This is a genomic window from Streptomyces sp. NPDC003027 (assembly GCF_053591435.1).
The window spans coordinates 1-20,931 of record NZ_JBSFTU010000071.1 but is presented as its reverse complement, the minus strand read 5'-3'; the positions used below and the strand labels follow the sequence as shown (position 1 = coordinate 20,931).

Annotated in this window: 18 protein-coding genes and 3 pseudogenes; 10 read left to right on the top strand and 11 right to left on the bottom strand. The window is 70.3% G+C overall.

The window, feature by feature from the left end; all coding sequences use genetic code 11:
* Window positions 1–115: 115 nt before the first annotated feature.
* Complete coding sequence (locus ACWDX6_RS29950; RefSeq protein ID WP_451488010.1) at window positions 116–271, bottom strand: VenA family class IV lanthipeptide; 156 nt, start codon at window positions 269–271, stop codon at window positions 116–118.
* A 43-nt stretch (window positions 272–314) separates the two neighbouring features.
* A complete protein-coding gene (gene lanL / locus ACWDX6_RS29945) occupies window positions 315–2,990 on the bottom strand; it encodes a class IV lanthionine synthetase LanL (RefSeq protein ID WP_451488009.1) in 2,676 nt (891 codons plus the stop codon).
* A gap of 418 nt (window positions 2,991–3,408) precedes the next feature.
* On the opposite strand from lanL, the gene ACWDX6_RS29940 reads away from it, so the two are divergent.
* The 7 genes from ACWDX6_RS29940 to ACWDX6_RS29910 all read left to right on the top strand — a co-directional run bounded on the left by ACWDX6_RS29940 (window position 3,409) and on the right by ACWDX6_RS29910 (window position 10,096).
* Entirely contained in the window at window positions 3,409–4,623 is a 1,215-nt protein-coding gene (locus tag ACWDX6_RS29940; protein WP_451488008.1) for a serine hydrolase domain-containing protein, read from the top strand.
* A gap of 188 nt (window positions 4,624–4,811) precedes the next feature.
* Window positions 4,812–5,576: a uracil-DNA glycosylase gene (locus ACWDX6_RS29935; RefSeq protein WP_451488007.1), complete on the top strand. Its 765-nt coding sequence runs from the start codon at window positions 4,812–4,814 to the stop codon at window positions 5,574–5,576.
* A gap of 141 nt (window positions 5,577–5,717) precedes the next feature.
* Window positions 5,718–7,037: a hypothetical protein gene (locus ACWDX6_RS29930; protein WP_451488006.1), complete on the top strand. Its 1,320-nt coding sequence runs from the start codon at window positions 5,718–5,720 to the stop codon at window positions 7,035–7,037.
* A gap of 64 nt (window positions 7,038–7,101) precedes the next feature.
* Window positions 7,102–7,575, top strand: a complete 474-nt coding sequence (locus ACWDX6_RS29925; protein ID WP_451488005.1) for a hypothetical protein — start codon at window positions 7,102–7,104, stop codon at window positions 7,573–7,575.
* 105 nt (window positions 7,576–7,680) lie between these two features.
* Complete coding sequence (locus ACWDX6_RS29920; RefSeq protein ID WP_451488004.1) at window positions 7,681–7,893, top strand: hypothetical protein; 213 nt, start codon at window positions 7,681–7,683, stop codon at window positions 7,891–7,893.
* A 123-nt stretch (window positions 7,894–8,016) separates the two neighbouring features.
* On the top strand, window positions 8,017–8,373 hold the full coding sequence (locus ACWDX6_RS29915) for a phage holin family protein (RefSeq protein WP_403294278.1): 357 nt from the start codon (window positions 8,017–8,019) through the stop codon (window positions 8,371–8,373).
* Window positions 8,374–8,629: 256 nt separating this feature from the next.
* Window positions 8,630–10,096: a serine/threonine-protein kinase gene (locus ACWDX6_RS29910; protein WP_451488003.1), complete on the top strand. Its 1,467-nt coding sequence runs from the start codon at window positions 8,630–8,632 to the stop codon at window positions 10,094–10,096.
* 247 nt (window positions 10,097–10,343) lie between these two features.
* Here the strand turns inward: ACWDX6_RS29910 and ACWDX6_RS29905 are convergent, their stop codons facing one another.
* Window positions 10,344–10,841, bottom strand: coding sequence for a hemerythrin domain-containing protein (locus ACWDX6_RS29905; RefSeq protein ID WP_451488002.1), 498 nt, complete (start codon window positions 10,839–10,841; stop codon window positions 10,344–10,346).
* 146 nt (window positions 10,842–10,987) lie between these two features.
* Entirely contained in the window at window positions 10,988–11,953 is a 966-nt protein-coding gene (locus tag ACWDX6_RS29900; RefSeq protein ID WP_451488001.1) for a YihY/virulence factor BrkB family protein, read from the bottom strand.
* Between the two features lie 360 nt (window positions 11,954–12,313).
* On the opposite strand from ACWDX6_RS29900, the gene ACWDX6_RS29895 reads away from it, so the two are divergent.
* On the top strand, window positions 12,314–12,622 hold the full coding sequence (locus ACWDX6_RS29895) for a hypothetical protein (RefSeq protein WP_451488000.1): 309 nt from the start codon (window positions 12,314–12,316) through the stop codon (window positions 12,620–12,622).
* Window positions 12,623–12,856: 234 nt separating this feature from the next.
* Here ACWDX6_RS29895 and ACWDX6_RS29890 read toward each other — a convergent pair whose 3' ends face one another.
* From ACWDX6_RS29890 to ACWDX6_RS29875, 4 genes are all read right to left on the bottom strand, one after another.
* A complete protein-coding gene (locus ACWDX6_RS29890; protein WP_451487999.1) occupies window positions 12,857–13,048 on the bottom strand; it encodes a hypothetical protein in 192 nt (63 codons plus the stop codon).
* Window positions 13,049–13,990: 942 nt separating this feature from the next.
* Window positions 13,991–15,211 carry a serine hydrolase domain-containing protein gene (locus ACWDX6_RS29885; protein WP_451488011.1) on the bottom strand — a complete coding sequence of 407 codons (1,221 nt, stop codon included), beginning with the start codon at window positions 15,209–15,211 and terminating at the stop codon, window positions 13,991–13,993.
* A 738-nt stretch (window positions 15,212–15,949) separates the two neighbouring features.
* Window positions 15,950–16,258, bottom strand: coding sequence for a hypothetical protein (locus ACWDX6_RS29880; protein WP_451487998.1), 309 nt, complete (start codon window positions 16,256–16,258; stop codon window positions 15,950–15,952).
* A gap of 913 nt (window positions 16,259–17,171) precedes the next feature.
* Window positions 17,172–17,534, bottom strand: coding sequence for a PRC-barrel domain-containing protein (locus tag ACWDX6_RS29875; RefSeq protein ID WP_451487997.1), 363 nt, complete (start codon window positions 17,532–17,534; stop codon window positions 17,172–17,174).
* Between the two features lie 363 nt (window positions 17,535–17,897).
* Between ACWDX6_RS29875 and ACWDX6_RS29870 the strand changes: the two are divergent.
* Window positions 17,898–18,341, top strand: a pseudogene (locus ACWDX6_RS29870) (GNAT family N-acetyltransferase); the annotation flags it as partial.
* An 88-nt stretch (window positions 18,342–18,429) separates the two neighbouring features.
* On the opposite strand, the pseudogene ACWDX6_RS29865 reads toward ACWDX6_RS29870, so the two are convergent.
* Together ACWDX6_RS29865 and ACWDX6_RS29860 are read right to left on the bottom strand one after the other, a co-directional pair.
* Window positions 18,430–18,552: pseudogene (locus tag ACWDX6_RS29865) on the bottom strand (IS701 family transposase); the annotation flags it as partial.
* A 210-nt stretch (window positions 18,553–18,762) separates the two neighbouring features.
* Window positions 18,763–19,362 carry a hypothetical protein gene (locus tag ACWDX6_RS29860; RefSeq protein WP_451487996.1) on the bottom strand — a complete coding sequence of 200 codons (600 nt, stop codon included), beginning with the start codon at window positions 19,360–19,362 and terminating at the stop codon, window positions 18,763–18,765.
* A 269-nt stretch (window positions 19,363–19,631) separates the two neighbouring features.
* On the opposite strand from ACWDX6_RS29860, the gene ACWDX6_RS29855 reads away from it, so the two are divergent.
* Window positions 19,632–19,805 carry a hypothetical protein gene (locus ACWDX6_RS29855; protein ID WP_451487995.1) on the top strand — a complete coding sequence of 58 codons (174 nt, stop codon included), beginning with the start codon at window positions 19,632–19,634 and terminating at the stop codon, window positions 19,803–19,805.
* Between the two features lie 23 nt (window positions 19,806–19,828).
* On the opposite strand, the pseudogene ACWDX6_RS29850 reads toward ACWDX6_RS29855, so the two are convergent.
* A pseudogene (locus ACWDX6_RS29850) lies at window positions 19,829–20,215 on the bottom strand (ATP-binding protein).
* Between the last annotated feature and the right edge of the window lie 716 nt (window positions 20,216–20,931).

The window sequence follows — 20,931 nt, the reverse complement described above, 5'->3', positions numbered from 1 at the left end:
CCGACGACTGGCGCGACGGGGCCACCGAGCGGGGCTTCTCGATGGCGCTCGGCCGGCTCGGCGACCCGCGCGACGGCCGGTGCGTGATGCTGGAGGCCGGAGGGTGATGCCTGACTCAGGCGCAGCTGACGCCGATGCAGACGGTCTGGAGCAGGGTCAGCAGACCGATGCAGTCACACGTCTGGGAGCCCGCGGCCGCGTCGACGCTGACGGGCTCGGTCTCGGGAAGGGCGTGGAGACGGGCCAGCAGCTCAAGGTCCTGGTGTTCCATGGGTTCTCCTTTTTCGGTGGGTGGCGGCAGTACTGCGTGCCGCTCAAACCGGCATCTGGACCATCCAGTGCCGGGGGTCGGCGTGGCGGATCCGCAGGAGGAAGGCCAGGATTCCGGCGGATCCGTCGCTCCAGCTGGTCGAGACATCCCCGTACTCGTTGGGGAAGACCAGGTGGCCGTGGCGCTGGGCCCCTTCGGCGAGGATGAGGCGGGCCAGCTCCTCCGCCATGTCGCGGTAGGCGGGATCACCTGTGACGTCGGCCATGTCGAGGAGGAAGTCACCGTTGCCCGCCAGCCCGTGGCACTGGGTGAGGGCGGCGCGCGAGGCGCGCTCCGCGACGGCGTGCGCACCGCGGCGGGCGAGGTCGCCGAACCTGTCGTCGCCGGTGGCCTTCCACAGCCGGACGAGGAAGGTGCCGATGCCCGCGGAGCCGTGGCACCAGTACGGGGCTGTGGGCAGGTTCGTCGCCTGGGCGGGCCACTGGGCCGCCTCGCCGACGCGTACGGCGTTGGCCAGCAGGTGCCCGCCGGCCTCCACGGCCAGCTCCATGTGCCGCGGGTGCTGGGAGACGGCCGCGGCGCCGAGGAGGAAGCAACCGATGCCGGCCGTCCCGTGGGCGAAGCCGAGGTAGCGCTTGCCGGCCTCCTCGGAAACCGCTTCCGCGGGAACCGCCCAGCTCACTCCGGACGGCTCGCGCTGTGCGGCGGCGGCCAACCGGTCGGCGGCGTCGACCACCAGTTCCGCGAACCGCGCGTCACCGGTGCGGTGCCACAGATGCAGGGCGGCGAGACCGCTGCCCGCCGTACCGTGAGTGATGTCGTGGCTGGGCGTGGACTCCTGCGGCGCCAGGGCCAGCGCCAGCGCGTGGTCGGTGAGTCGACGGTCGTCGATGGCGCGTCCGGCGTCGTACAGCGCCCAGGCGGTCCCGCGGCCGCCGAAGTGCAGGCCGGGGCGGGTGGAGCGGGTGTCGGTGTGGCGTGCCATCCAGTGGCCCGCGGTCGAGATCAGCTCGGGCAGGCGCGGGTCGCCGGTGAGTTCGAAGTACCGCGTCAGGACCGCCAGGACACCGGCCGCGCCCTGCTGCACGGTGCAGGGGTCGGCCTCCCCGGCCGTGGTGGACACCGGCCACAGCCGTCCGTCGTCCGCCGGGGTCATCGACTCGACGAGGTGGTCGACGATCCGGGCCACCGGATCGCCGGGGCCGTCGTCCAGGACCGGGTCGGCCACGGCGTCGCCGACGGCTTGCGCCGGGATCGCCCGCTTGAGGGCCTCGCGGGCCGTGGACGGGTCCCAGCGCTCGGCGGGATCGTCCTTCATCAGACCGAGGACCATGTCCGCCAGGCCGTCCGCCAGGCCGTCCGGCAGGCGCAGCGACCCGGCGCAGGCGGTCAGCCAGGTGGCGAGCCGCTGTTCCGAGCTCCGTCCGGCAGGCTCTTCCGGCAGCAGGTTCGGCACCTTCCCGGCCAGGACGAAGCACACGTTGGCACCGAGGCTGTAGTAGTCGGCCGTCGGGGAGACGGGTGCGTCGGCCAGCCGTTCGGGGGCGCTGAAGCCGGGGGTTCCCAGACGCGTCGGCAGGGGAGTGTCGCCCTCGAGAACGGCGAGCTCCAGGTCGATCAGGCGCAGTTCGCCGTCCGGGCGGACCATGATGTTGCCGGGCGTGAAGTCCCGCAGGACGCAGCCGTGGGCGTGGGCCGTCGCGACCAGGTCCACCAAGCGTTCGACCAAGGCCAGCGCGTCGGCGCGGTAGCGCTCGCCCCCGACATCGCGGAAGTGCTCCGCGACCCAGGTCCGCAGGGTGACCCCGGGCACCTGGTCCTGGGCGAGGAAGAGGTGCCCGCCGTGTTCGAACAGCTTCAGCGGTTCCGGCGCCAGCCCCAGGCCCTTGAGCTTCTCCAGCGTCCGGGCCTCGGCGCGCAGCCAGTCGCGGACGTCGCGGCCGGAGACGTCGGCGTCCACATGCGGCCGGGCCTCCTTGATCACCACGTCGGCGCCCGTGTCGACGTCGGTACCCCGGTAGACGCCGCCCTTGTTCGTGTGCCGGATCGCCTCCCGCACCGCGAAACGGCCGCCGAGCACCACCGGGTTGCCCGCCGTCTCCTCCGCGCGCGGCGGGGTGGGCACCGAAGCGGGGAACGGGCAGACCGCCCAGGGCGGCGGAGAGAACTGACCTGTGCGCTTGTCCTCCACGGGATTGCCGTCGGGGTCCTCGATGAACCACACCAGCAGGCCGTGGTCCGACAGCCGCCGCCGGGCGACGAAGGAGCCGTAGCGGTAGTGCACGAGGCTGTTGGGGGCATAGGGCTGGTCGGACAGGATCCGGGGGCCGGCCAGCCCCGCCGTGGCCTGGTGCAGCGCCTCGGCCAGCCGCGCCGCGTCGGCGTCGGAGCTCGGATAGACGGTGATGAACTTGCCCGAGCTCCCTCGGGGCGTGGCTCGGGAGTTGAGCGCGCTCACCTGGTCGAGCGACCGGGCGAACTTGAACGCCGACTCCTCCCGCAGCAGTACGTCCAGGGCCTTCGCGAGGACCGTGGGCGCGGAGGCGGCCGTCGCCGACACGTGCAGCTTCCAGCCCTGATCGCGCCGCGACCCCGACCGGGGCGCGACACGGCACCACATCTCGTCCGTGTGGGCCGTCCAACGCGCGTCGGTGCCTGTGGCCTCCAGCGCTTGGTGGAGGACGCTCTCCAGCTCGGCTTCGGTGGTGTGACTCGTCATGCATGTCCCTCTCAACGGCGAGAAGCGCTGGGGGGAGACGTGCCCGATGATCCAGGCGTTACCAACACAGACCAGGCCGAATTCACTTGATTTGACGAGCGCGCGGTCGTTTTCTCCCACCCCGGCGAGCGCCCGGCGCAGAAGGAGGCGCACGCGAGCGCGCCGGCACGGCCGTACACCGGAACGCCCCACCGCACTGTGATCGACGAGAGGGCGTACCGGCGGCCCGCATCCCAGGCCACCGCCCCGCCGCGGCCACACGCGGCAGCAACCACCCACAACCCCGATACGGGTGGGCGAAGGCGCTGGATGGAGCACGAGCGGGTGGCGAAGCGCCGGTGCCGCGCCACGCTTGACGGGGGTCGCCCGGTCGGGCGGCGCCCCCTGAGCCGTTCGCCGCGTACAAGAGGAGCCATCCATGCCACGGTTCGCGCGCCCGGGCCGTACCCGCGCCCAGGGCCGCGTCGGTCCCGTACGACGCGGATACCGCCCGATGACCCTGCTCGCCACGGCCACCGCCGTCATCTGCGGGCTGATCGCCCCGCCCGCGACGGCGGCGGGAGGAGACGGGCAGGCCACCGGCGCGCTTCGGGAACGCCTCGAACGGCTGGTACGTGCTTCCGGAGGACCGCCGGGAGCGATCGCGGTGCTCCAGCGGGGCGAGGAACGGCACGTTCTGCGGGCCGGTGTCGCGGAGGTGGGCACCGATCGGCAGCCCCGGCCCACCGATCACATGCGGCTCGCCAGCACGGCGAAGATGTTCAGCGGTGCGGTCGCGCTCCAGCTGGTCGACCGGGGGAAGCTCCACCTGGACGACACGATCGGGAGGATCCTTCCCCGCCTGCCCGAGGCATGGCACAGGGTGACGCTCCGACAGCTGCTCCAGCACACCAGCGGCCTTCCGGACTTCTCCGAGGACCCGGAGTTCGCAGCCACCCTGACGGCCGACCCGCAACGCGTCGTCGACTCACGACGCCTGCTCGACTTCGTCGCCGAAGAACCGCTCGCCTTCGCACCGGGCACGCGGTACGCCTACTCCAACTCCGACAACATCGCCGTCGCTCTGATGACGGAGGCGGTGACCGGCGAGCGCTACGAGGACCTTCTCGCCCGCCTCGTGTACCGGCCCCTCGACCTGCGCGACACCAGCCTTCCGAGAGGCTCCCGGATGCCGGAGCCCTACCTGCACGGCTACGACGTCCAGCCGCCCGGCCCGCCCGAGGACGTGAGCGAGTTCTACAGCATGTCCTACGTGTGGGCCGCCGGCGGCAGCGTCTCGACCCCCGCGGATCTCAACCGCTTCATCCGGGGCTACGCGGGAGGCCGGCTCCTCTCCCCGCCCACTCGCCGAGAACAGCTGACCTTCGTCGAAGGAGCGAACTCCTCCCCACCGGGGCCGGGAGCCAACGCCGTGGGCCTGGCGATCTTCCGCTACACCACCCGATGCGGAACGGTCTACGGCCACACCGGCAACACCCTGGGCTACACGCAGCTGGCGGTGGCGACCGCGGACGGCCGCCGCTCGCTCACGTTCAGCCTCACCGCTCAGATCACGGAGACGACGGATCCCGCACTGCTCTCCCAGGTGCGGGCGGTACAGGAGGACTTCGTGTGCGCACTGCTGGCCGGATGACGCCGTGTGCTGACAACCGCGGCCACCCGGCCGTACCTCGGGGACAGGGTGGGGTCGCCGAGTCGTCGAAACACCCGGCGACGAGGGGCGCGCCTCGGCCTGCGGATATGCCGCCTCCCGGGCCGGAGCGGGGGTATCTGGTTCCCTGAACCCGATCAGGAACCCGTCACCTCGAAAGTGGTCGATCATTGTCCCCGGAGTACCCGCGGCAGGCCGCGGACGCCGCCCGAACCCTGGCCGAACTGGACACCCAGCTGGTGCGGTGCCGCGCCTGCCCACGCCTCGTGGCGTGGCGTGAGGAGACCGCCCTCGCCAAGCGTCCCGCGTTCCTCGACTGGCAGTACTGGGGGCGACCGGTGCCCGGGTTCGGGCCCGAAGACGCCGCCATGGTGATCAGCGGGCTGGCGCCCGCCGCGCACGGCGGGAACCGGACGGGTCGGATGTTCACCGGCGACCGCGCCGGCGACCTGCTGTTCGCGACTCTGTACGAGCTCGGCCTGGCCTCCCAGGCAACGGCCACGAGCCCGGACGACGGGCTGGAGCTGTACGGGGTCAGGGTCACGGCGCCGGTGCACTGCGCGCCGCCCGCCAACCGCCCCACACCTGGTGAGCGGGACACGTGCCGCCCGTGGCTGGCCCGGGAGTTGCAGCTGCTGCGCTCGACGATGCGCTCCGTCGTCGTACTGGGCGGCTTCGGCTGGCAGGCCGCACAGTCCGCCCTGGAGGAGGCCGGCTGGCGCGTGCCCCGGCCGCGCCCCGCGTTCGGCCACGGCCGGCGGATGACCGTGGCGCCGGTAAACGGACGGGGCCCGTCGTTGACGGTGTTCGCCTGCTACCACGTAAGCCAGCGCAACGTGTTCACCGGCCGGCTCACCCCCGAGATGCTGCGCCAGGTACTTGCCGAGGCCGCGCACACCGCCGGCCTTCCCACGGAGCAGCCGAACCAGGCGTGAGCGGGTTCCTCACCGCAGTGCGCGCGGGGCACCCGTACGCATCTTCCCCAGCCGGCCAGTCAGCCGGGCCCAGGCCGACGGCGCATGACCGCATGTGATCATCGTACGGAATGGGTCCAGGGAGGATCCAGGGGAGGGAACATGGCTTACACAGACGCCAACGGCATCGACCTGTCCGGTGTGACCGGGAGGCTGATACAGACCGTGGACCTGGTGAAGAACCCGGCCCCGCAGGCCATCGCGACGGACACCGTCAACGGTCACATCTTCGTGCTCCAGGTGGAGAGCTCGGCCACGGCCTCGGCCGGCAACATGTACCTCAACCGCATCGACCGGCAGACCGGCGTGCGCACGGGCCACATGCACCTGAAGGGCTTCGGCCACGGCCTCGCCATGGGAGTGGAGCCGGTCGGCGGCGACAGCTACCTGTGGACCGAGGTCGGCCCGCTCCATGTCACCAGCAGCGGCACGGCCTTCGGTAAGGCGGTCACGCGGTTCCGGTTCGTCGACGGCGCGGTTCTCGACGGAGCCACCATTCCGCAGGAGCAGAAGTTCACCGCGCCCGGAAGCACAGCCGGCACCGGGCCCTCGACCGACCCGGTGAACCGCCTTCTGACCGTCATGTACCACAAGGACGGCAATCGCCTCTTCACCCGCTACGACCTGACCAGGGCCGCAGCCGGCGAATGGGTCCCGGCAGGCTCGACGTTCACCGTGCCCGCGGGCGAGGACACCACCCCCGCCGTGCCGTCGCCCCACCCCCTGAAGCCGAAGCTCACCTTCCAGGGTTTCGCCGCCTTGGGCGACGTCCTGTACGTCTACCAGTGGGCGCCGTACGACAAGGACAAGGACCCGACCATCCCCAGCGAGTTCCCGGGGGTCACCTTCCTCACCTCGTACTCGTGGACCACGGGCGAGCGGCTCGACCGCCAGGTGGTCACGGGCGCCGACGGCCTGACACGACGTGAACCGGAGGGACTCGCCGTCGAGGTCGACCCGAAGACCCAGGAGACCCGGCTGCTGTTCGGGTTCAGCAACACGGTCCCCGACACCGAGTACGCGCGCGACGTCACGATCAGCTGGTACCCGACGAAGCCGGCGGTGGACGGCGTCAAGGTGCTGTCGGACTGGGAGGACCTCACACCGGAGACCGGAGTCGCGCCCGGCGCCCAGCACCCGCGCGGCCGGCTGATCGCCCTGGGCGGCACGACGTACCTCCAGCTGCGTGGCACCCTCACGTGCTCCCCCGGCCTGACGGCGGACCGCAAGATCGCCACCTTGCCGCACCGGCTGCGGCCCACGCGGCCCGTCCGGCAGAACGCCTCCCGCAACAACCAGTCCGGACGCTGCGTGTGCCGGATCGAGGCGGACGTCCTCGGTGCGCTCTGGGCGTACGGAGCCACCACCGACAACGCCGTCACCTGGATCGACCTCGACGGCGTCTCGGCCGCCTGGCGATGACGGCACGCCGCCCCGGACACCCGCCCACCGGCTTCCCCGCCCCACCCGATCCGGAGGATCGAGCATGAACCGCCCCCGCCCCACCAGCCGCCGCTCCCTGCTCGGCGCCGCTCTCGCCGCCCCCGCCGTCGCCGTCGGCGCACCGCTGCTGTCGGCCGCACCCGCCGCTGCGGCGGACGTCGTGGAAGGGTGCCAGGTCGTGGTCGACTGGACACCGGTCACCCCGGCGCCCGGCGTGACCCCCGAGGCCGCGGCCCCGGTACAGGCACGCGTGATACGACTCGCGGGTACCGAGTACCTGCAACTGCGGGGCGCGGTCACCTGCTCCTTCACCACGGACAGCCAGCTGGGCACCCTGCCCGCCACGATCCGCCCGCCCAAGGTGACCCGCGGCGTCTGCCCCCGCAACAACAGCCAGGGCATCAACGCGGTCCGCGTCGAGGCCGGCACCCAGGGAGTCCTCACGGTCTTCGGCCCGCAGACGACGAACAAGGTGACGTGGATCCAGCTGGACAACTTCTCGTCCGTGATGCGCTGACCACCGCATCGGTTCCAGCGGCCGTAACGGACCACTCCGATACGGCCTCTGACGCTGATCTGCGAGGATCTCCGGGACCGTACAACCGACGCAGGGGTGGGCAACATGACGGTTCTGGTACTTCTCGGCGTCCTGGCGCTCGCCGTCGGCGGATGCGTGTGCGTGGTGTGGGCGGAGCGCGGCGGACCCCGCTGGGTCCGCGTCGTGGCGGGCGTGACGCTCGCCTTCGGCCAACTGCTCCGCCAGGCGAACAAGAATCAGCGCCGGAGCCTGAACGGCAGCGGCAGCGGCAACAGCGGCAACGCGAGCGGTGATTAGGCTCGGAGCCGGTCTCGGTTCCTCCCCGTGGCCGGCCTGCCCAGGGCGCCGCGGCCGTCGTGGCCGGGCGGGGGAGTGGCGGCCCGTTCGCGTGCCGGGCCGCGTCGGGGGTACCGGGAAGGCATGCAGGCATTGTCGCAAGATGTGATCGAGTGGGTCCGCGAGGACATCGACGAGGTGAAGGCGGAGCTGGTGGCTGCCGTGTCCGACGGGCGCCGTGGCTCGGCGGCTCTGGGGGCGGGCGGCGTGCTCGGCGTACTGGCCCTCCTGGCCGCTCAGGAGTCGGCGGTGCGAGCGCTGGAGCGGGTGTGGCCGGCGCAGCGTGTGACAGGGGCGCTGGCCGCCGCGTACGGCATCGGGGCCGTGGCCTTCGCCGGGTACGGCTACGAGAGATTGCGACGGGCCCGAGCCGCGTCACGGGAGGCGCTGGCGAGTTCGCTGGACACGGTGAAGGACGTGGCCGACGAGCTGGCCCAGTGACGTCCGTCCCTCCCGGGCGGGCACGGGCGGTCCGGGCGTTCTCCCGTCCCCCACCGATTTTCCGGTGTCCGCACGGATGTCCCGGGGTTCAGGGGGCACGCGTAGTTCCGTGCTCGCACACGGGAGCGGATCCGCGGCCGGGGCCGTACGGCGCCGGCCGCCGCCGCCCGGCAGCCGAGCGGTCAGACATCGGCAGGCATGGACCAACGTGGGCGTGCGCTGAGCGGCAGGTGACAACGGAACGCAGGGAGCACAGATGAAGGTCCGTCAGTGGTCCGTCCGACCGGATCTCCGGCTCACGGCCCACGTGGTCGCCGGCCGCTACCGGCTCGAGGACCTGTTGGGGCGCGGGGGCGCGGCTGATGTGTACGAGGGATGGGATCTGCGGCTGCGGCGGCCGGTGGCGGTGAAGATCTTCCGGCCGGGCAGTGAGTCCCAGACGGAGGAGCGCTTCGACGGCGAGGGCCGCTTGCTGGCCCAGATGCAGCACCCCGGCCTGGTGACCGTGTACGACTCCGGCCATGAGGACGGACGGCCCTACCTGGTGATGCAGCTGATCAAGGGGATGACGCTGCGCCGACGCATCGCCGCGGCCCCCTTGGCGCCCGCCGAAGCAGCCAGGATCGGGGCCGCGCTGGCCTCGGCGCTCGCCCATGTGCACGCGGCCGGTGTCGTACACCGCGACGTCAAACCGTCGAACATCCTCCTGGACGGGACGGGCGCCCCGCACCTGACCGACTTCGGCATCTCCCGGCTGCTGGACACCACCGCCCACACCGCCACCGGCACCCTCGTGGGAACCGCGGCATACATGGCTCCGGAGCAGGTGCTGGGCAAAGGAGCGGCGCCGGCCGCGGACGTCTACAGCCTCGGTCTCGTACTCCTCGAATCCCTGAAGGGCGATCTGGAGTACGGGGGTGCACCGTTGGAGTCCGCCCTCGCGCGGCTGCACCGGCCCCCGGTCATTCCCGCGGACCTTCCGGCGGATCTCGTCGAGCTGCTGGAGGCCATGACGGCTCAGGACGAGACCAGCAGGCCCGACGCCCACGCCTGCTTCCAGGCACTGGCCGCCATGCCGGGCGGGGCTTCCGCGTCGTCCTCCCGGTGGGCTGCCCCAGCGGGAGAGCTCCGGAAGGCGGGTGAGGACGGGGACGCGGTGGACGACACGCTGCGGTCGGAGTCGGTCGGCGGCCGGGCAGGTGCGGCCGGGCCGGTGCTCGCGGCCCTACCGGGGGAGGGCCCCCCGCTGCCCACGGCTCCCGCTTTCCGCCGCTCCCGGCGCGCCCTGCTTGCCACGGGGGCGACGCTGGCCGTGCTCGGCGTCACGCTGACCGGCTCGATCGGTGGTCTGCCCTCCGAAGGCGAGGGCGTGGCCTCGCAGCCACCCCGCCGGGCGGCGACCGAGTCGGAGTCCACCTCGGCCGGGACAGAGGGGAAGACCGAACCCTCGCCGACTCGGGAACGCCACCCGAGCCCGTCCTCCTCCTCGGTGGCACCGGGCTCCGTCTCCCGTTCGGGAACGGTGTCTCCTCCTGCCGCCGAGGAGGCCGCGTCCGCCACGGAACCGAGCTCGGCGGCCGGCAAGCGGGACCATCCGACTTCCTCCGCCGCCCGGGAGAAACCCGGCAGCCCGCGGGGCGAGGCCGCCGAGGGTCCCGTACGGGACGAGCCCGGGCCACGGCCGGTGAAGGCCAAGCCGCCGAAGAAGAACCACCGCGACTGACGCCGAACCGGCCGACACCGCAGGGCCCGACCCCCTTGAAGAGGCCCTCCACGCGGGGTGGGGGGCCGGGGGTGGGAGGGCCGGTATGTGCCACCCAGCAGCGCCTCCCAAGACCAGCACGCCCCTGGACCGGTGGAGATCTCACCGCCCAGGGGCGTTGCCGCGGACGCCAGTCGATCAGTCGTTCACGGTCCCAGCGAAGTCTTCTCGCCCCTCTCGCGTTCGCCAAAAGAAGCATCGAGAAGGCTCAGTCCCTGCTGGACGCCACCAGCTCGCGTACGTTCTCGACACTGCCGCACCCGGACTCCAGGTACTTCGCGCGCGCGTGGTGGAAGGCCGTGCCGAGCTGCGCGCGGCGATCGTCGCTGACGTTCTCGCGCGCGTCGTTGAGGAGCGTCCGTTCCTCCTCGTCGGCGTGGTGGTTGACCGCCGTGACGAGCTCTTCGAGCTTCTCGTCCCACTCCTCCGAGGTCGGGTCGTCGACCTCGAGCAGCGCGAGCAGTGCCTCGTTGGCTTCCTGGTGCTCATGGACGCTGTGCTCGACGTCGTCGTCGTCCACGTTCTTGTAGCGCCGCAGAGCGGGGTAGACCTCGTCCTCCTCGGCCGAGGCGTGCGCGATGAGGAGGTGGGCGAACTCTTCCAGGGCGGCGGCACGGTCGGCTTCGACGTTGCGCATCGTACGGAAGAGCTCCTCCATGCGGCGGTGGTCCTCCAGGATGGCCTCGACGACATCGTGGGACGGCATAGCGACTCCTTGATCGTGGGGGTTGATCCGGTTCACCGGATACCCCGGTTCCCACAGGTCAGGCCTCCCGCTCGACGAGTCGCTCCATGAAGGGCACCGATGGGACGCGGTGTACGGGAGCGCTACGCCCTGGATGCCGCGACGGGTCAGGCGCCCGGACCGGGGTCAGGGTGGACCGGTTCCTCGATGCCCGCTCGTGCGGCTTCCAGCTGAGCGGCGAAGGCGATACCGAGGAAGAGGGCGATGCCCGTCACATTGGCCCACAGCAGCAGGGCGACGAAGGCCGCCAGAGGGCCGTAGACCGCTCCGAAGGATCCGCTGCCGCCGATGTAGAGACCCAGGAGCCAGGTGGCGGCGACCCACAGAAGAAGATGGATACCCGACCCGAAGACGAGCCAGGTGTAACCAGGCTGGTCACGGCGGGGAGCCCAGCGGAAGATCACGGCGGATGCGACTGCCGCGAGCAGCACCCCGACCGGGAGGTGGAGCGGCTGCCACCAGTCGAGCAGGGACGGCGGCCAGCGTAGGGCCCGCGTCACGGACTCACCGATCTCGGGACCGGCGACGATGACGAGGAAGCCCGCCCCGAGGGGCAGGCCCGCGCCTACGGCGAGCAGGACCCCTCTGGCGTACTTCGCCAGGAAGGGGCGGTCCCGCTCGATACCGTAGATGCGGTTGCAGCCTCGCTCGATCTGCCCCATGGCCGAGGCGAGGTTGAGAACCGCGAAGCCGAGACCGAGCCACATGGCCACGGCCCCCGCGATGTCCGCGCCGGCGCTGTGCCGGGTGTCGGCGAGCGCCTGCCGTACGAGATCCGCACTGGCGCCCGGCACGATACGGGCGAGGGTCAGCTCGATGGCTTGACCGACACTCTCGGTGTGCATGGTCGTCGCCACCCCGACGAGAGCGATGGTGAACGGGACGATGCCGAGGACCACTTGATAGCCCAGGGACCGGGCGGAGCTGAAGCCGTCCGCGTACCGGAAACGGGCGAACGAGTCCATGAGCAGTGTGCGACCGCCGTAGCGCCGCAGTGCGGTGAACGCCTCGTCTCCGGAGAGTTCCTCGCCGGACATGTCCCGCGTCTGCGGAACGTGTACCACCGTGCCCATGACGTCCTTCCTGGCCAGCAGCGTCCCGCATGACACGCGACATCTGCCGTGTGCCCGCTACGGAAGGGCGTATACGCGCGCGTGGCCGGGGGATGGGCGTGGGGGAGGGGCCGCTCATCGCGGCTCCGCCCGGGCGGTGGGTCCCGTCCCGGTCCCGGCCGGTCCGGTGAGCCCGGCGCCGGAACCCGCACCACCACACCAGCGACGTGCGGTGCGCCGTCAAGAGCTGCGGAACTCAGTCAACCCGCACGCCCCACCGGGCCCCGGAGCGCTCCACGACCCCCCTGGCACCGGCGACCGCGGCTTTGTGAGACTGTCACCATGGCATATGAAGCACCTGACGAGGCAGCGGTCGCGACCATGGCTGTCCTTTTTGACCCCGAGCCGACCCCGTGGGGTCTGCGGGGCGACCCTCACCTGTGGCGGGCCATGCGCGACCGCCTGTCCGGGACGGACGTCCCGGCGTCGGTCGATGAAGCCATCGCCCTGCTGCGGGCGGTGTTCGGCGAGCTCGTGGGTCTCGACCTCGCCGAGGCCGAGCTTTCGGCCGTCTACCGGGGGGAGTACGCCCACGGCGGGATGTCCAGCGGCATGGTCCACCTCGACACGTGGCGTGAGCGACTGATGCCCCTGCTCGTGGAGCGTGCCAGGGTCCTGTTGGGTGGCTGACCGCGGCCGCGCCGCCAGCCGGCCCGTTCAGCCCGGCCGACGTTTCCGGCGGCGGGTCCACATGTCTCCGGCTGCCCGGGGAGGCTGGACGAAGTGCCGGACCCGCGCGGCTCAGGCCCGATCGTCGAGCGGTTCCTCCACCACCCCACCCCTCAGGTGCGCTGGGGGGTGGGCGGCGGAGGCAGCGAGCGGACTGAACTGGTGCCGTCGACTCTGCCTAGGCAGAGCTGGCCTTTAGCCGAACGGAGAGAATGCTTGCTCCTCTCTCTGCTGCCGCGAGAACCGGATGTCGCTCCAGTCCAAGGCCTGCCGCGCCTGACGCTCAGCCTGCTCCGCCACCTCACGCGCCTCGACGAGAACGTCACCGCGCTCCTTCACCAATCCGCGGTAGATCGGCGGCTGCTCGGGTATCTCTGCATTACTCATGAAGGTCATACTGACTGTTCGACGGCGTTCTGTCAGTCCAAGGCCCTCTGCCTTGGCCCGACGGGCCGGGCACTCCCGCCGTAGACGGCCGCGCCCCCGCCGTCCGGCCGCGAGCGGTGCTGTCTCCTGGGGAAGACGCATGCAGGGGGCTCCCGCCTCGCCTCGGCGCGGGGTGCCGAAGCCCCAGCCCCCCACCGAGCTCGGCGAGAAACATGTCCGCGTACTGCTGTCTGGGTGTTCAGCTCCCGATGCTCTGGTCCGACGTATTTGCGCTGATCGTTGTCATCGGCTCGGAGGCGCTGTCACTGGAGGGCTGCTGGTCGTTGCCTCCGACAATGTGGTGACGGGGGGATGAGTCCTCGTTGCTTTCGGCTGCTCCCGCGATACCCACGGCGTTGAGGAGTCCGTCCCCTCCAGGAGTGTCGGCCACGGCCTGCGACGCTCCGGAAAGGGCGAGAGCGGCCGCAGTGAGGGCAACGGCGGCGCATGCGCGCTTGGTGTTCTTCATGCCACGCGAACGATGTTCACGGGGCGGGGTCACGGTGGCGACGGCGCACACGCTTGTTGACCGGGATCGTGTGCTGGGGGTCGGTCGCCTGTTGATCCCAGTCAGGGCGTTGAAAGGGTCCCCAAGACGGCACGACGCCCTGTCGAGCCGTCTTGGGGACGTCTTCCGACTTCCGCGCGCCCGAGAACGCGAGCCGTGGAGCAGCTGATGCCGGTCAGGACCCTCGTCGCGGAGAAGTCCTGCCGGCGTCACCACCTCCGCGCCAGCGCAGCCCTCGCGTCCCACCTGTGACCGATGGACGGGGGCGGCCGCTCACCACTCGTCATCGACGTCCCATGGCTTCGGCCGAGCCACCCCACATCCCCGGATCAACAGTCCCGGAGCGATCCAGCCATCTCGGCGAGACGATTCCGTGAGGAGCTCCAAGGCCGGCTTCAGCGGCGCTCGGGCAGGTCGGACTCCGCCGGCAGGGTGGAGAGCTCGCGCGGCCTCTTCGTCGACGACGCCGCGGGCGCGGTCTTCTTCCCGCAGAAGGCCGCCTCCAGTGTCCCGCCGAGCGCCGTGTTCGCCGCGCCCCGGTTCGAGGTGTTCGCCATGGCGGAGAGCGCCCGTCGGCCGTCGCGGGTGGCGAAGGCGTACGTGTAGAAACCCTGCACGGTGCCGGTGTGCCCGTACACCTGGACGCCGCAGGACAGGTCGTAGCGGCGCAGCCCGAGCCCGTAGAAGCGGGTCTGGGCGGCGTCCGTCGGGGTGACCGTGGTCATGGCGTCCAGCATGTGGGGCGAGAGCAGCCTGCCCCGCATGAGGGCGGTCGTGAAGGTGTTCAGGTCGGCCGGGTCGGAGATGACCGCGCCGGCCGTCTGGGCCCAGGAAGCGGTCTGCTCCGTCGAGTCGACGAGCGGCGCCCCCTCCTCGTCGGGGTGGAGGTAGCCGCGTACGTGCGCTCCCTTGATCCGGGTGTCCGGGTGGACGTAGGAGGTATGACGCAGCTTCAGCGGCTTGATGATGCGCCGCTCGTACTGCTTGGCGACCGAGGTCCCCGTGGCCTTCTCGATGAGCATGCCGACGACGACGAAGTTGGCGTTGGAGTACTTGTAGGCCAGACCGGGCTCGGTGGTGCGGGGCTCGGCCAGCGAGAGATCGACCAGCTCCTGGTAGGTGAAGACGCGGTTGCGCACGGCTTCGAAGCCGGGCACGGTCTGGGCGAACATGGCCTCGGTGTAGTCCGCCAGGCCGCTGCGGTGGGTGAGCAGGTGGCGGACCGTGATGCGGTCGTCGGGCAGCAGTCCGGGAAGGTAGCGGTTGACCGGTGCGTCGAGCTCCAGCCGTCCCTCGTCGACCAGTTGGAGCAGTACGACGCTGGAGAAGGTCTTGCTGACGCTGCCGATGCGGAAGCGTGCCCGGGTGTCCATGGCGGCGCCGGAGACGCGGTCGCGGACGCCGGCAGTGCGCGTCCGGACGCCGTCGGGACCGGTGAAGCGAGCCATCGCGCCCGGAGCGCCGTTGGCCATGGCCGCGTTCAAAGCCGCGGTCACGCCCTCCATGTCCGGGTCCGGTGCGGGGGCGGCAGCGGCCGTGGGGGCTGCCGGTGCCGCGGAGGCCGCGGTGGCGGGGGCAAGTCCGCCGGCGAGGGCGGCGAGCAGGGTGGCGCTCATGGCCAGACGTCGGTGCGTCGACAGGGGCACGTGACCTCCTCGTTCTCGTCTCATCGGAAACGGCACACGCGTGGGGTGTGCCGTGGGGGACGGGGAGGAGCGATCACTGCGCGCTGTCCGGGATCCCCATGAAGCATGAGTGCCAACGCGTCACGTCGGTTCCTGTCACGGGGCGCCGATATCCAGTCCGCCAGGGTGCCAGAACCGCTTCGGTGGTACGCCGCGAAGCGTCACCGGGGCTGGGACGCGGTCCGGGGCGCCGAGGAACCATCCCGAGCGGGACGGTGGGATCAGGGTCGTCGGCATTTCCGCCTGCCTGGTCGAACGGGGCGCCGCTCAGGCGCGAACCGCCGCCTTTCGCTTCGAGGCGACCGCGCTGACAGGCGATCTACTCCGCAGGTGCCGCCCGCAACCGGCGTCAGCAGCCCGGGAAGCACGGTGGCTCTTCGCCCCAGTTGGTTCACGCAGCGAACCGAGACGAAGCCGCCTGACTGGTCGACCTGGAGCGGCGAGCCGGGGGCTCTACGTCACCCGTGAGGCACGTCGGCCCACCCAGCCGGTCACCTCCGCCGGCGTCCGCCGGACCTTTTTGGAACCTCCGCCCGCACATGCCCCGCATGCGCCAGGGCGCCGAAAACCCACCGGCTGGGCCCGGGGCGGCCGGTCCACACGAGGAACAGACGCGGGCCACACCCTCCTACGGCATGGGCGTCGTTGTCCGCTGCAGCGAGTAGAGGATCAGAGGTCGCTGTCGATACCAGTGACGGCGGGCGGGCCGAGCGGGGCATCAGCTTCGGCGATCCCTGCTTCTCGCAGCGCGGCTGAGACGAGCCTTGTCGCGTCCAGCTCGGCCTCGTACCGATCTGGGGCGTCGACCTCAAGGCGGACGGAGAAGGTGTTGTCCTCGTTCAGCGTGAAAAGGTTCAGGCCTTCACTCTCACTGACATCGGTGTGCTGCGAGGCCAGCTTCCGTTCGAGAGCCGAGCGCGCGGGGTCGGTGATGTCCGGAATGAACGTGCCGGGGACGGTGATGACGAAGGTGGTCATGGCGGTTCCTCACATAGGACGGAGCTGAGGTGTCGACTGCTTCCCGCATTCTCTGCGGTGAACCCGTCCTGACCTGTCTCTGACGTGCCACCGGATGGTGAGTGGTGACGGCTTCATCTCTCCTCGCGTGCGCACGGCCGGCAGCCGAGGGCAGGCAGTCGCCAGTACGCCGGAACGCAGTGTTGCGCGGGTCGGGTTCAGGCGTTCGCATGGCGTGCGGTGACTGCCTGCCGCCGCGGCGCAGCGTGATGCGCCGGCCTGTTTCCTGTGGCTGCCTGGAGGCGTCGTAGCCACAGGGACGCTGTGCCGAGCAGGCCGGTGAAGACGGCCAGGAGAAGGACGGAAACCCACATCTGCCGGCTCCCGGGAAGGGTCCATCCCGTCCAGGCCGCCGCGGCCGCCCACAGCAGAACACCTGCCGCGTAGAAAGCGCGGACTCGGCGCAGCTGCCGTACGGCCCGCAAGGACATCATGTTGTCGGTCTTCGGTGCCATGCCGACCCGTGTACCCCGATGTGCGCTACCTATCAGGCGGTCCGCCTACCGTTTTGGCGTCCATGGCTTCTCAGGCAGCTGCGGGCCCCGGGCGCCGCGGAGCCTGCCCTTTCACGCTCTTCGGCGGGCCTTGCTTCTCTTCGTGTGTGTGCATGAGCCGGGCTCTGCTCCCTCCTGTGCGGCTCTCGCAGTGCCGCTGCCTGAGAAGGGAGCCTGGACGGAGGAAAAGATCCTCCCCCGCCCCGCGAGACCCGGAATGAGCGGCAAACGACGGGAGGCGGTTTCACAAGAGGATGGAAGGCTTCGGCTTCACCCTCGAACTGGGGCAACGGAACGCCGCCTGCCGCATCCGGTGGTGGCGTTGGCTTCCGGTCCGTCCGGAGATCAGGGAGGGAGCCGGCCGCACGGCAGCGCCTGCCCTACAGCGGGCCGGTGCCGCCCGTGTGCTCGTAGTAGGAAGCCACCTGGTCGCGGTACGCGACCTCGCCTACGTCCTTCTCGCGGTGGAATTCGGGGGCGTTCTCGATCTGTTCCTTGGAGAGGTCCAGGTGGATCCTCTCGTCCTCCTCGTCGATGCGGGAGATCGTGTTCGCGGGCAGGAGTACCTCCTTGCCGAAGATCCACATACCGGTGTCGACCACGAGGTAGGCATCGTCCACTTCTTCCGAGTGCTTGTCGACCTTGCCGATGCTTCCGTCGACCGCTTCCACCTTGTAGCCGGTGAGGTCCGTGCCGACTGCGTAGTTGAAGGACGGCCGGTAATTCCACGCGTTCTCAGTCACGTACGAACATCTCCTAATTTGGATTCGATGGCGGCCTCCCCGTACCGGGGCGCGGCTCTCCGCCTCCTGCGTATCAACCTCCGGCATGCGCGTGCCCCGTTCCGTCGCTCATATACCGGTGCCCTGCCCATACAGCTCCCGTCGCCGGTCCCCGAGCGGTCACGAACGTTCCGGTCCGCGCCGCAGGCCGACGAGCCCGCTCATGACCGAGTGCGTGGAGGCCGGGTGCCGTCACCTGAGGGCCGGTCGCACAAGCGCGGACCGCGCTGCGCCACCTCGATGTCGCCCGGGAATCGCTCGGCGCGCACATCGTGGGGCGACTGGCCGCGCTTGGCGTGGAGATGGAGCGCGGCCCGGAGGGCCGAGAACGGGTTCGCCCTCCAGGAGATCCCGGTGGACCCACCCATCCGCAAGGTCTTCCCAGCCGAGAGCACAGACGACGCCCCCGCGGCCGAGGGGGATTCGAACAGCCGTACCTTCGTCGCCGACGGCACCGACGGTAGTCTGGCAGGCTTCGCTACTGTCTCGTACGCTCCGTGGAACCGACGGCTGGCCATCGAGGACATCGAGATCGCTCCGGCGCATCGCGGCCAGGGCGTCGGCCGCGCCCTGATGGGCCACGCCGTCAAGTTCGCCCGTGAGTCCGGTGCCGGGCATATCTAGCTGGAAGTAACCCACATCAACGCCCCGGCGATCCACGCCTACCAGCGGATGGGATTCACCTTCTGCGGACTGGACACGACCGCTACTTGCGGCACACCGTCATCGGGCGAACAAGCCCTCCACATGAGCACGCCTTGCCCTTGAGCGGCCTGCCGACGGCTGACAGCGGAGACTCGTACGTCGCCCGGTGCGACCGTCATCCCCCTAGTGACCTGAGTCGGAGATTCATCGGCCCGGCGTGCTCGGCGATCGTCCAGCAGTTCTTCCTCGGCAGGTCGGCAAGCAGACCCAGCACGAACGCTCGTGCCCGGCGGCGCGGCTCCACCCGGGCGAACCGGCCCGCGACCCTGGCCATCAGGCCCTCGAATATTGCCTGCCAGCGGGCAGGGGCAACGCTGTGGCCCACGGCCACCGGCTGATCTTCGTTTGTCCGCACAACCGACGATGATCAACGGTAGCCGTCTCCGTCTGTGGACCGGCCTCACCCAGTGACTGAGCGCTTCGGTTAACCAGTTGAGCGTTGACCGGGCAGATATGCCGTATCCCGTGCGAGCGTCGTCCCGTGCTACTCCACCGGCTCGCGCCAGGCGGCGACGAGATCGTGGAAGCGCGAGAACCGGGCGCCAGGAACAGTCTCGCCACTGAACGTCTCGCCGTTGAGCCAGCAGATGTCGAAGATGTCGGTCTCGGTGTCGAGTAGGCAGCACACACCACCGGTGGTGGCGGTGAGGTCGGTGAACACCTTCCTTACGCTCGCGGACTGCACGAACATCCGGCTCATGCTCGAGGTAGCGGCTGTGAACTGGAGTGACGCGAAGTTTGGGTGCCATGCGGGGGAGAACCTGACAGTCAGGTAGATGTACCCGACCGACACCCGTCCCCGCTCGTCGACCCTGTCGGAACCGCGGAGGAATAACTCGCGCATCGCGTCGTCGACGCCGATGACGATCGAGGTGTCCAGTTCGAGCGTGCCGCCTGCTGAACAGTCGACCGGTTCGCTCTTGAAGTTCGAGGTGAACGGCATGATCAACTGCTCTCCGCCCGGCAGGGTCACCCGAAGCGGCGGCGTGTCGCGGCCTTGGGGGGCGAGCTCGGCCAGCCGGGTCAGTGCCCTCCCAACGTTCCGAGAGGGCATGAAGATCTCGTAGCTGTAGTCCAGTCCCATGCCGCCCTGCTTCCCCTGTCCTGAAACAGGCATCCTTCCATGATCTGGATCGGTCGCCCAGTTGATTCACACCAGGCAAGATCAGGATCTACAGCTGGAGTAATAGGCGAACGCGACGGTGAGGGTGGGGGACTATCCCGGGCGCAGCCCAGCCCGGCCCAGCCCTGCGCCGGGCCGGGCGGTGCTACGGCCTGTCCTACCAGCCCGGCGCGAACGGTGACCGGCAACTCGCCCGCCGCTGACCGGCTCACCGAGGAGGTGTCTGACCCATGACGCTGTCCCTGATCCTCGTCATCGCGGCGATCGTGCTGGGCATCATCGGCGCCGTCGCCGAAGGGCTGTTCTCCCTGCTGGTCATCGGCATCGTGCTGTTCTCCGCCGCCCTCGTCCATCCCGGGATGCACCTGCGGCGCTCCGGCCGCCACAGCCGCACGCTCCGCTGACCAGCTGCGCCGGCGCCGTGGTGCTAGCGGGCGAGGAGTGCGGTTACGGGTTTGCCGCCGATGGCCTGGCGGGTCACGGCGGCGGCGCGGGGCGAGCCGGTTGACCATGGGCCAGCCGAAGCCTCCGGTGCCGCCGCTCAGTTGGGGGTGCGCATGCGTGGCACCTGAGGGCTGGGGTCGTGCACGGCCACCTTGACGCTGTCCGGATGCGTGGTCGGGTCCAGGGCGCAGGTGCCGCCGCCGTGGCACAGGGCGTTGGTGACGAGCTGGGACACGACCAGGACCACCGTCTCGGCGGCCTCGGGGCGACCGCTGGGAGGAGTTTCGAGGGACTTCCGGGTGCTGTCGCGTGCGCCGGCTACGGATGTCGCCGAGCGGAGGGGTACGACTTTGGCGCTCGTCGTATCCACCAGGGCACCCCGGTCTCCACATCCTTGACGTCCGGTCTTGTCTGCCCGGGGCTTGTTCCCCGGGCAGACAGGACCGGCAACCCGGCTCGTCCCGGCACCCATCACTGTTCGAGGGCGATTACCTCCCTGTCGAACACGCGAAAATCTACGTCGGCCAGAGTAGACATTGAGCAGTGATGTGGTTATGTTTCTCCCGTACCCCAGAAGGACCGCAGGGCCCGGCAGAGACGAACTGCCGGGCAGCAGTACCCGCAGTTGCAGTTCGCACGGCGGTGCGGTGGTGGAGTTTCGAAGCCAGGGTGGTTGCAGGACGGCGACGGGACTGACGGCCGGACCGGGTGGCCCGCAGTGATCAGGGGCCGCCACCATAGGGGCAGTACCCAGCAGTGAAGTCAGTGAGCGGTACCTCGGTGAAGGCGTCGGCTGCGGACGCGCGCACCGGGAAGTTCGGCAGTGGGGTTCCAAGCCAGAGTAGACGCGGGACGGGCGACGGGGCTGGCTGCCGAAGAGTGGCGCTGTCACAGGTCACTTGAGCGGTTCGCATCACCAGCAGTACGCAGTAATGCAGTAGCAGCGGGAGGAAGTTCCCGTTTGTAGGTAGTTGATCACCGAGGGAAGAAGCGGAGGAACGAAGCGCCATCAGGATCGCCCGGGCGGAAGTCTTGGGCCCGGGTACCGCAGGACATCGATAGTGAGGTGGTCTCCGGTCAAGCAAC

Coding starts and splice junctions, on each gene's coding strand:
- ACWDX6_RS29950 (WP_451488010.1), bottom strand. CDS start 271: ATGGAACACCAGGACCTTGAGCTGCTGGCCCGTCTCCACGCCCTTCCC.
- lanL (WP_451488009.1), bottom strand. CDS start 2,990: ATGACGAGTCACACCACCGAAGCCGAGCTGGAGAGCGTCCTCCACCAA.
- ACWDX6_RS29940 (WP_451488008.1), top strand. CDS start 3,409: ATGCCACGGTTCGCGCGCCCGGGCCGTACCCGCGCCCAGGGCCGCGTC.
- ACWDX6_RS29930 (WP_451488006.1), top strand. CDS start 5,718: ATGGCTTACACAGACGCCAACGGCATCGACCTGTCCGGTGTGACCGGG.
- ACWDX6_RS29925 (WP_451488005.1), top strand. CDS start 7,102: ATGAACCGCCCCCGCCCCACCAGCCGCCGCTCCCTGCTCGGCGCCGCT.
- ACWDX6_RS29920 (WP_451488004.1), top strand. CDS start 7,681: ATGACGGTTCTGGTACTTCTCGGCGTCCTGGCGCTCGCCGTCGGCGGA.
- ACWDX6_RS29915 (WP_403294278.1), top strand. CDS start 8,017: ATGCAGGCATTGTCGCAAGATGTGATCGAGTGGGTCCGCGAGGACATC.
- ACWDX6_RS29910 (WP_451488003.1), top strand. CDS start 8,630: ATGAAGGTCCGTCAGTGGTCCGTCCGACCGGATCTCCGGCTCACGGCC.
- ACWDX6_RS29905 (WP_451488002.1), bottom strand. CDS start 10,841: ATGCCGTCCCACGATGTCGTCGAGGCCATCCTGGAGGACCACCGCCGC.
- ACWDX6_RS29900 (WP_451488001.1), bottom strand. CDS start 11,953: ATGGGCACGGTGGTACACGTTCCGCAGACGCGGGACATGTCCGGCGAG.
- ACWDX6_RS29895 (WP_451488000.1), top strand. CDS start 12,314: ATGGCTGTCCTTTTTGACCCCGAGCCGACCCCGTGGGGTCTGCGGGGC.
- ACWDX6_RS29890 (WP_451487999.1), bottom strand. CDS start 13,048: ATGAGTAATGCAGAGATACCCGAGCAGCCGCCGATCTACCGCGGATTG.
- ACWDX6_RS29885 (WP_451488011.1), bottom strand. CDS start 15,211: ATGAGCGCCACCCTGCTCGCCGCCCTCGCCGGCGGACTTGCCCCCGCC.
- ACWDX6_RS29880 (WP_451487998.1), bottom strand. CDS start 16,258: ATGACCACCTTCGTCATCACCGTCCCCGGCACGTTCATTCCGGACATC.
- ACWDX6_RS29860 (WP_451487996.1), bottom strand. CDS start 19,362: ATGGGACTGGACTACAGCTACGAGATCTTCATGCCCTCTCGGAACGTT.
- ACWDX6_RS29855 (WP_451487995.1), top strand. CDS start 19,632: ATGACGCTGTCCCTGATCCTCGTCATCGCGGCGATCGTGCTGGGCATC.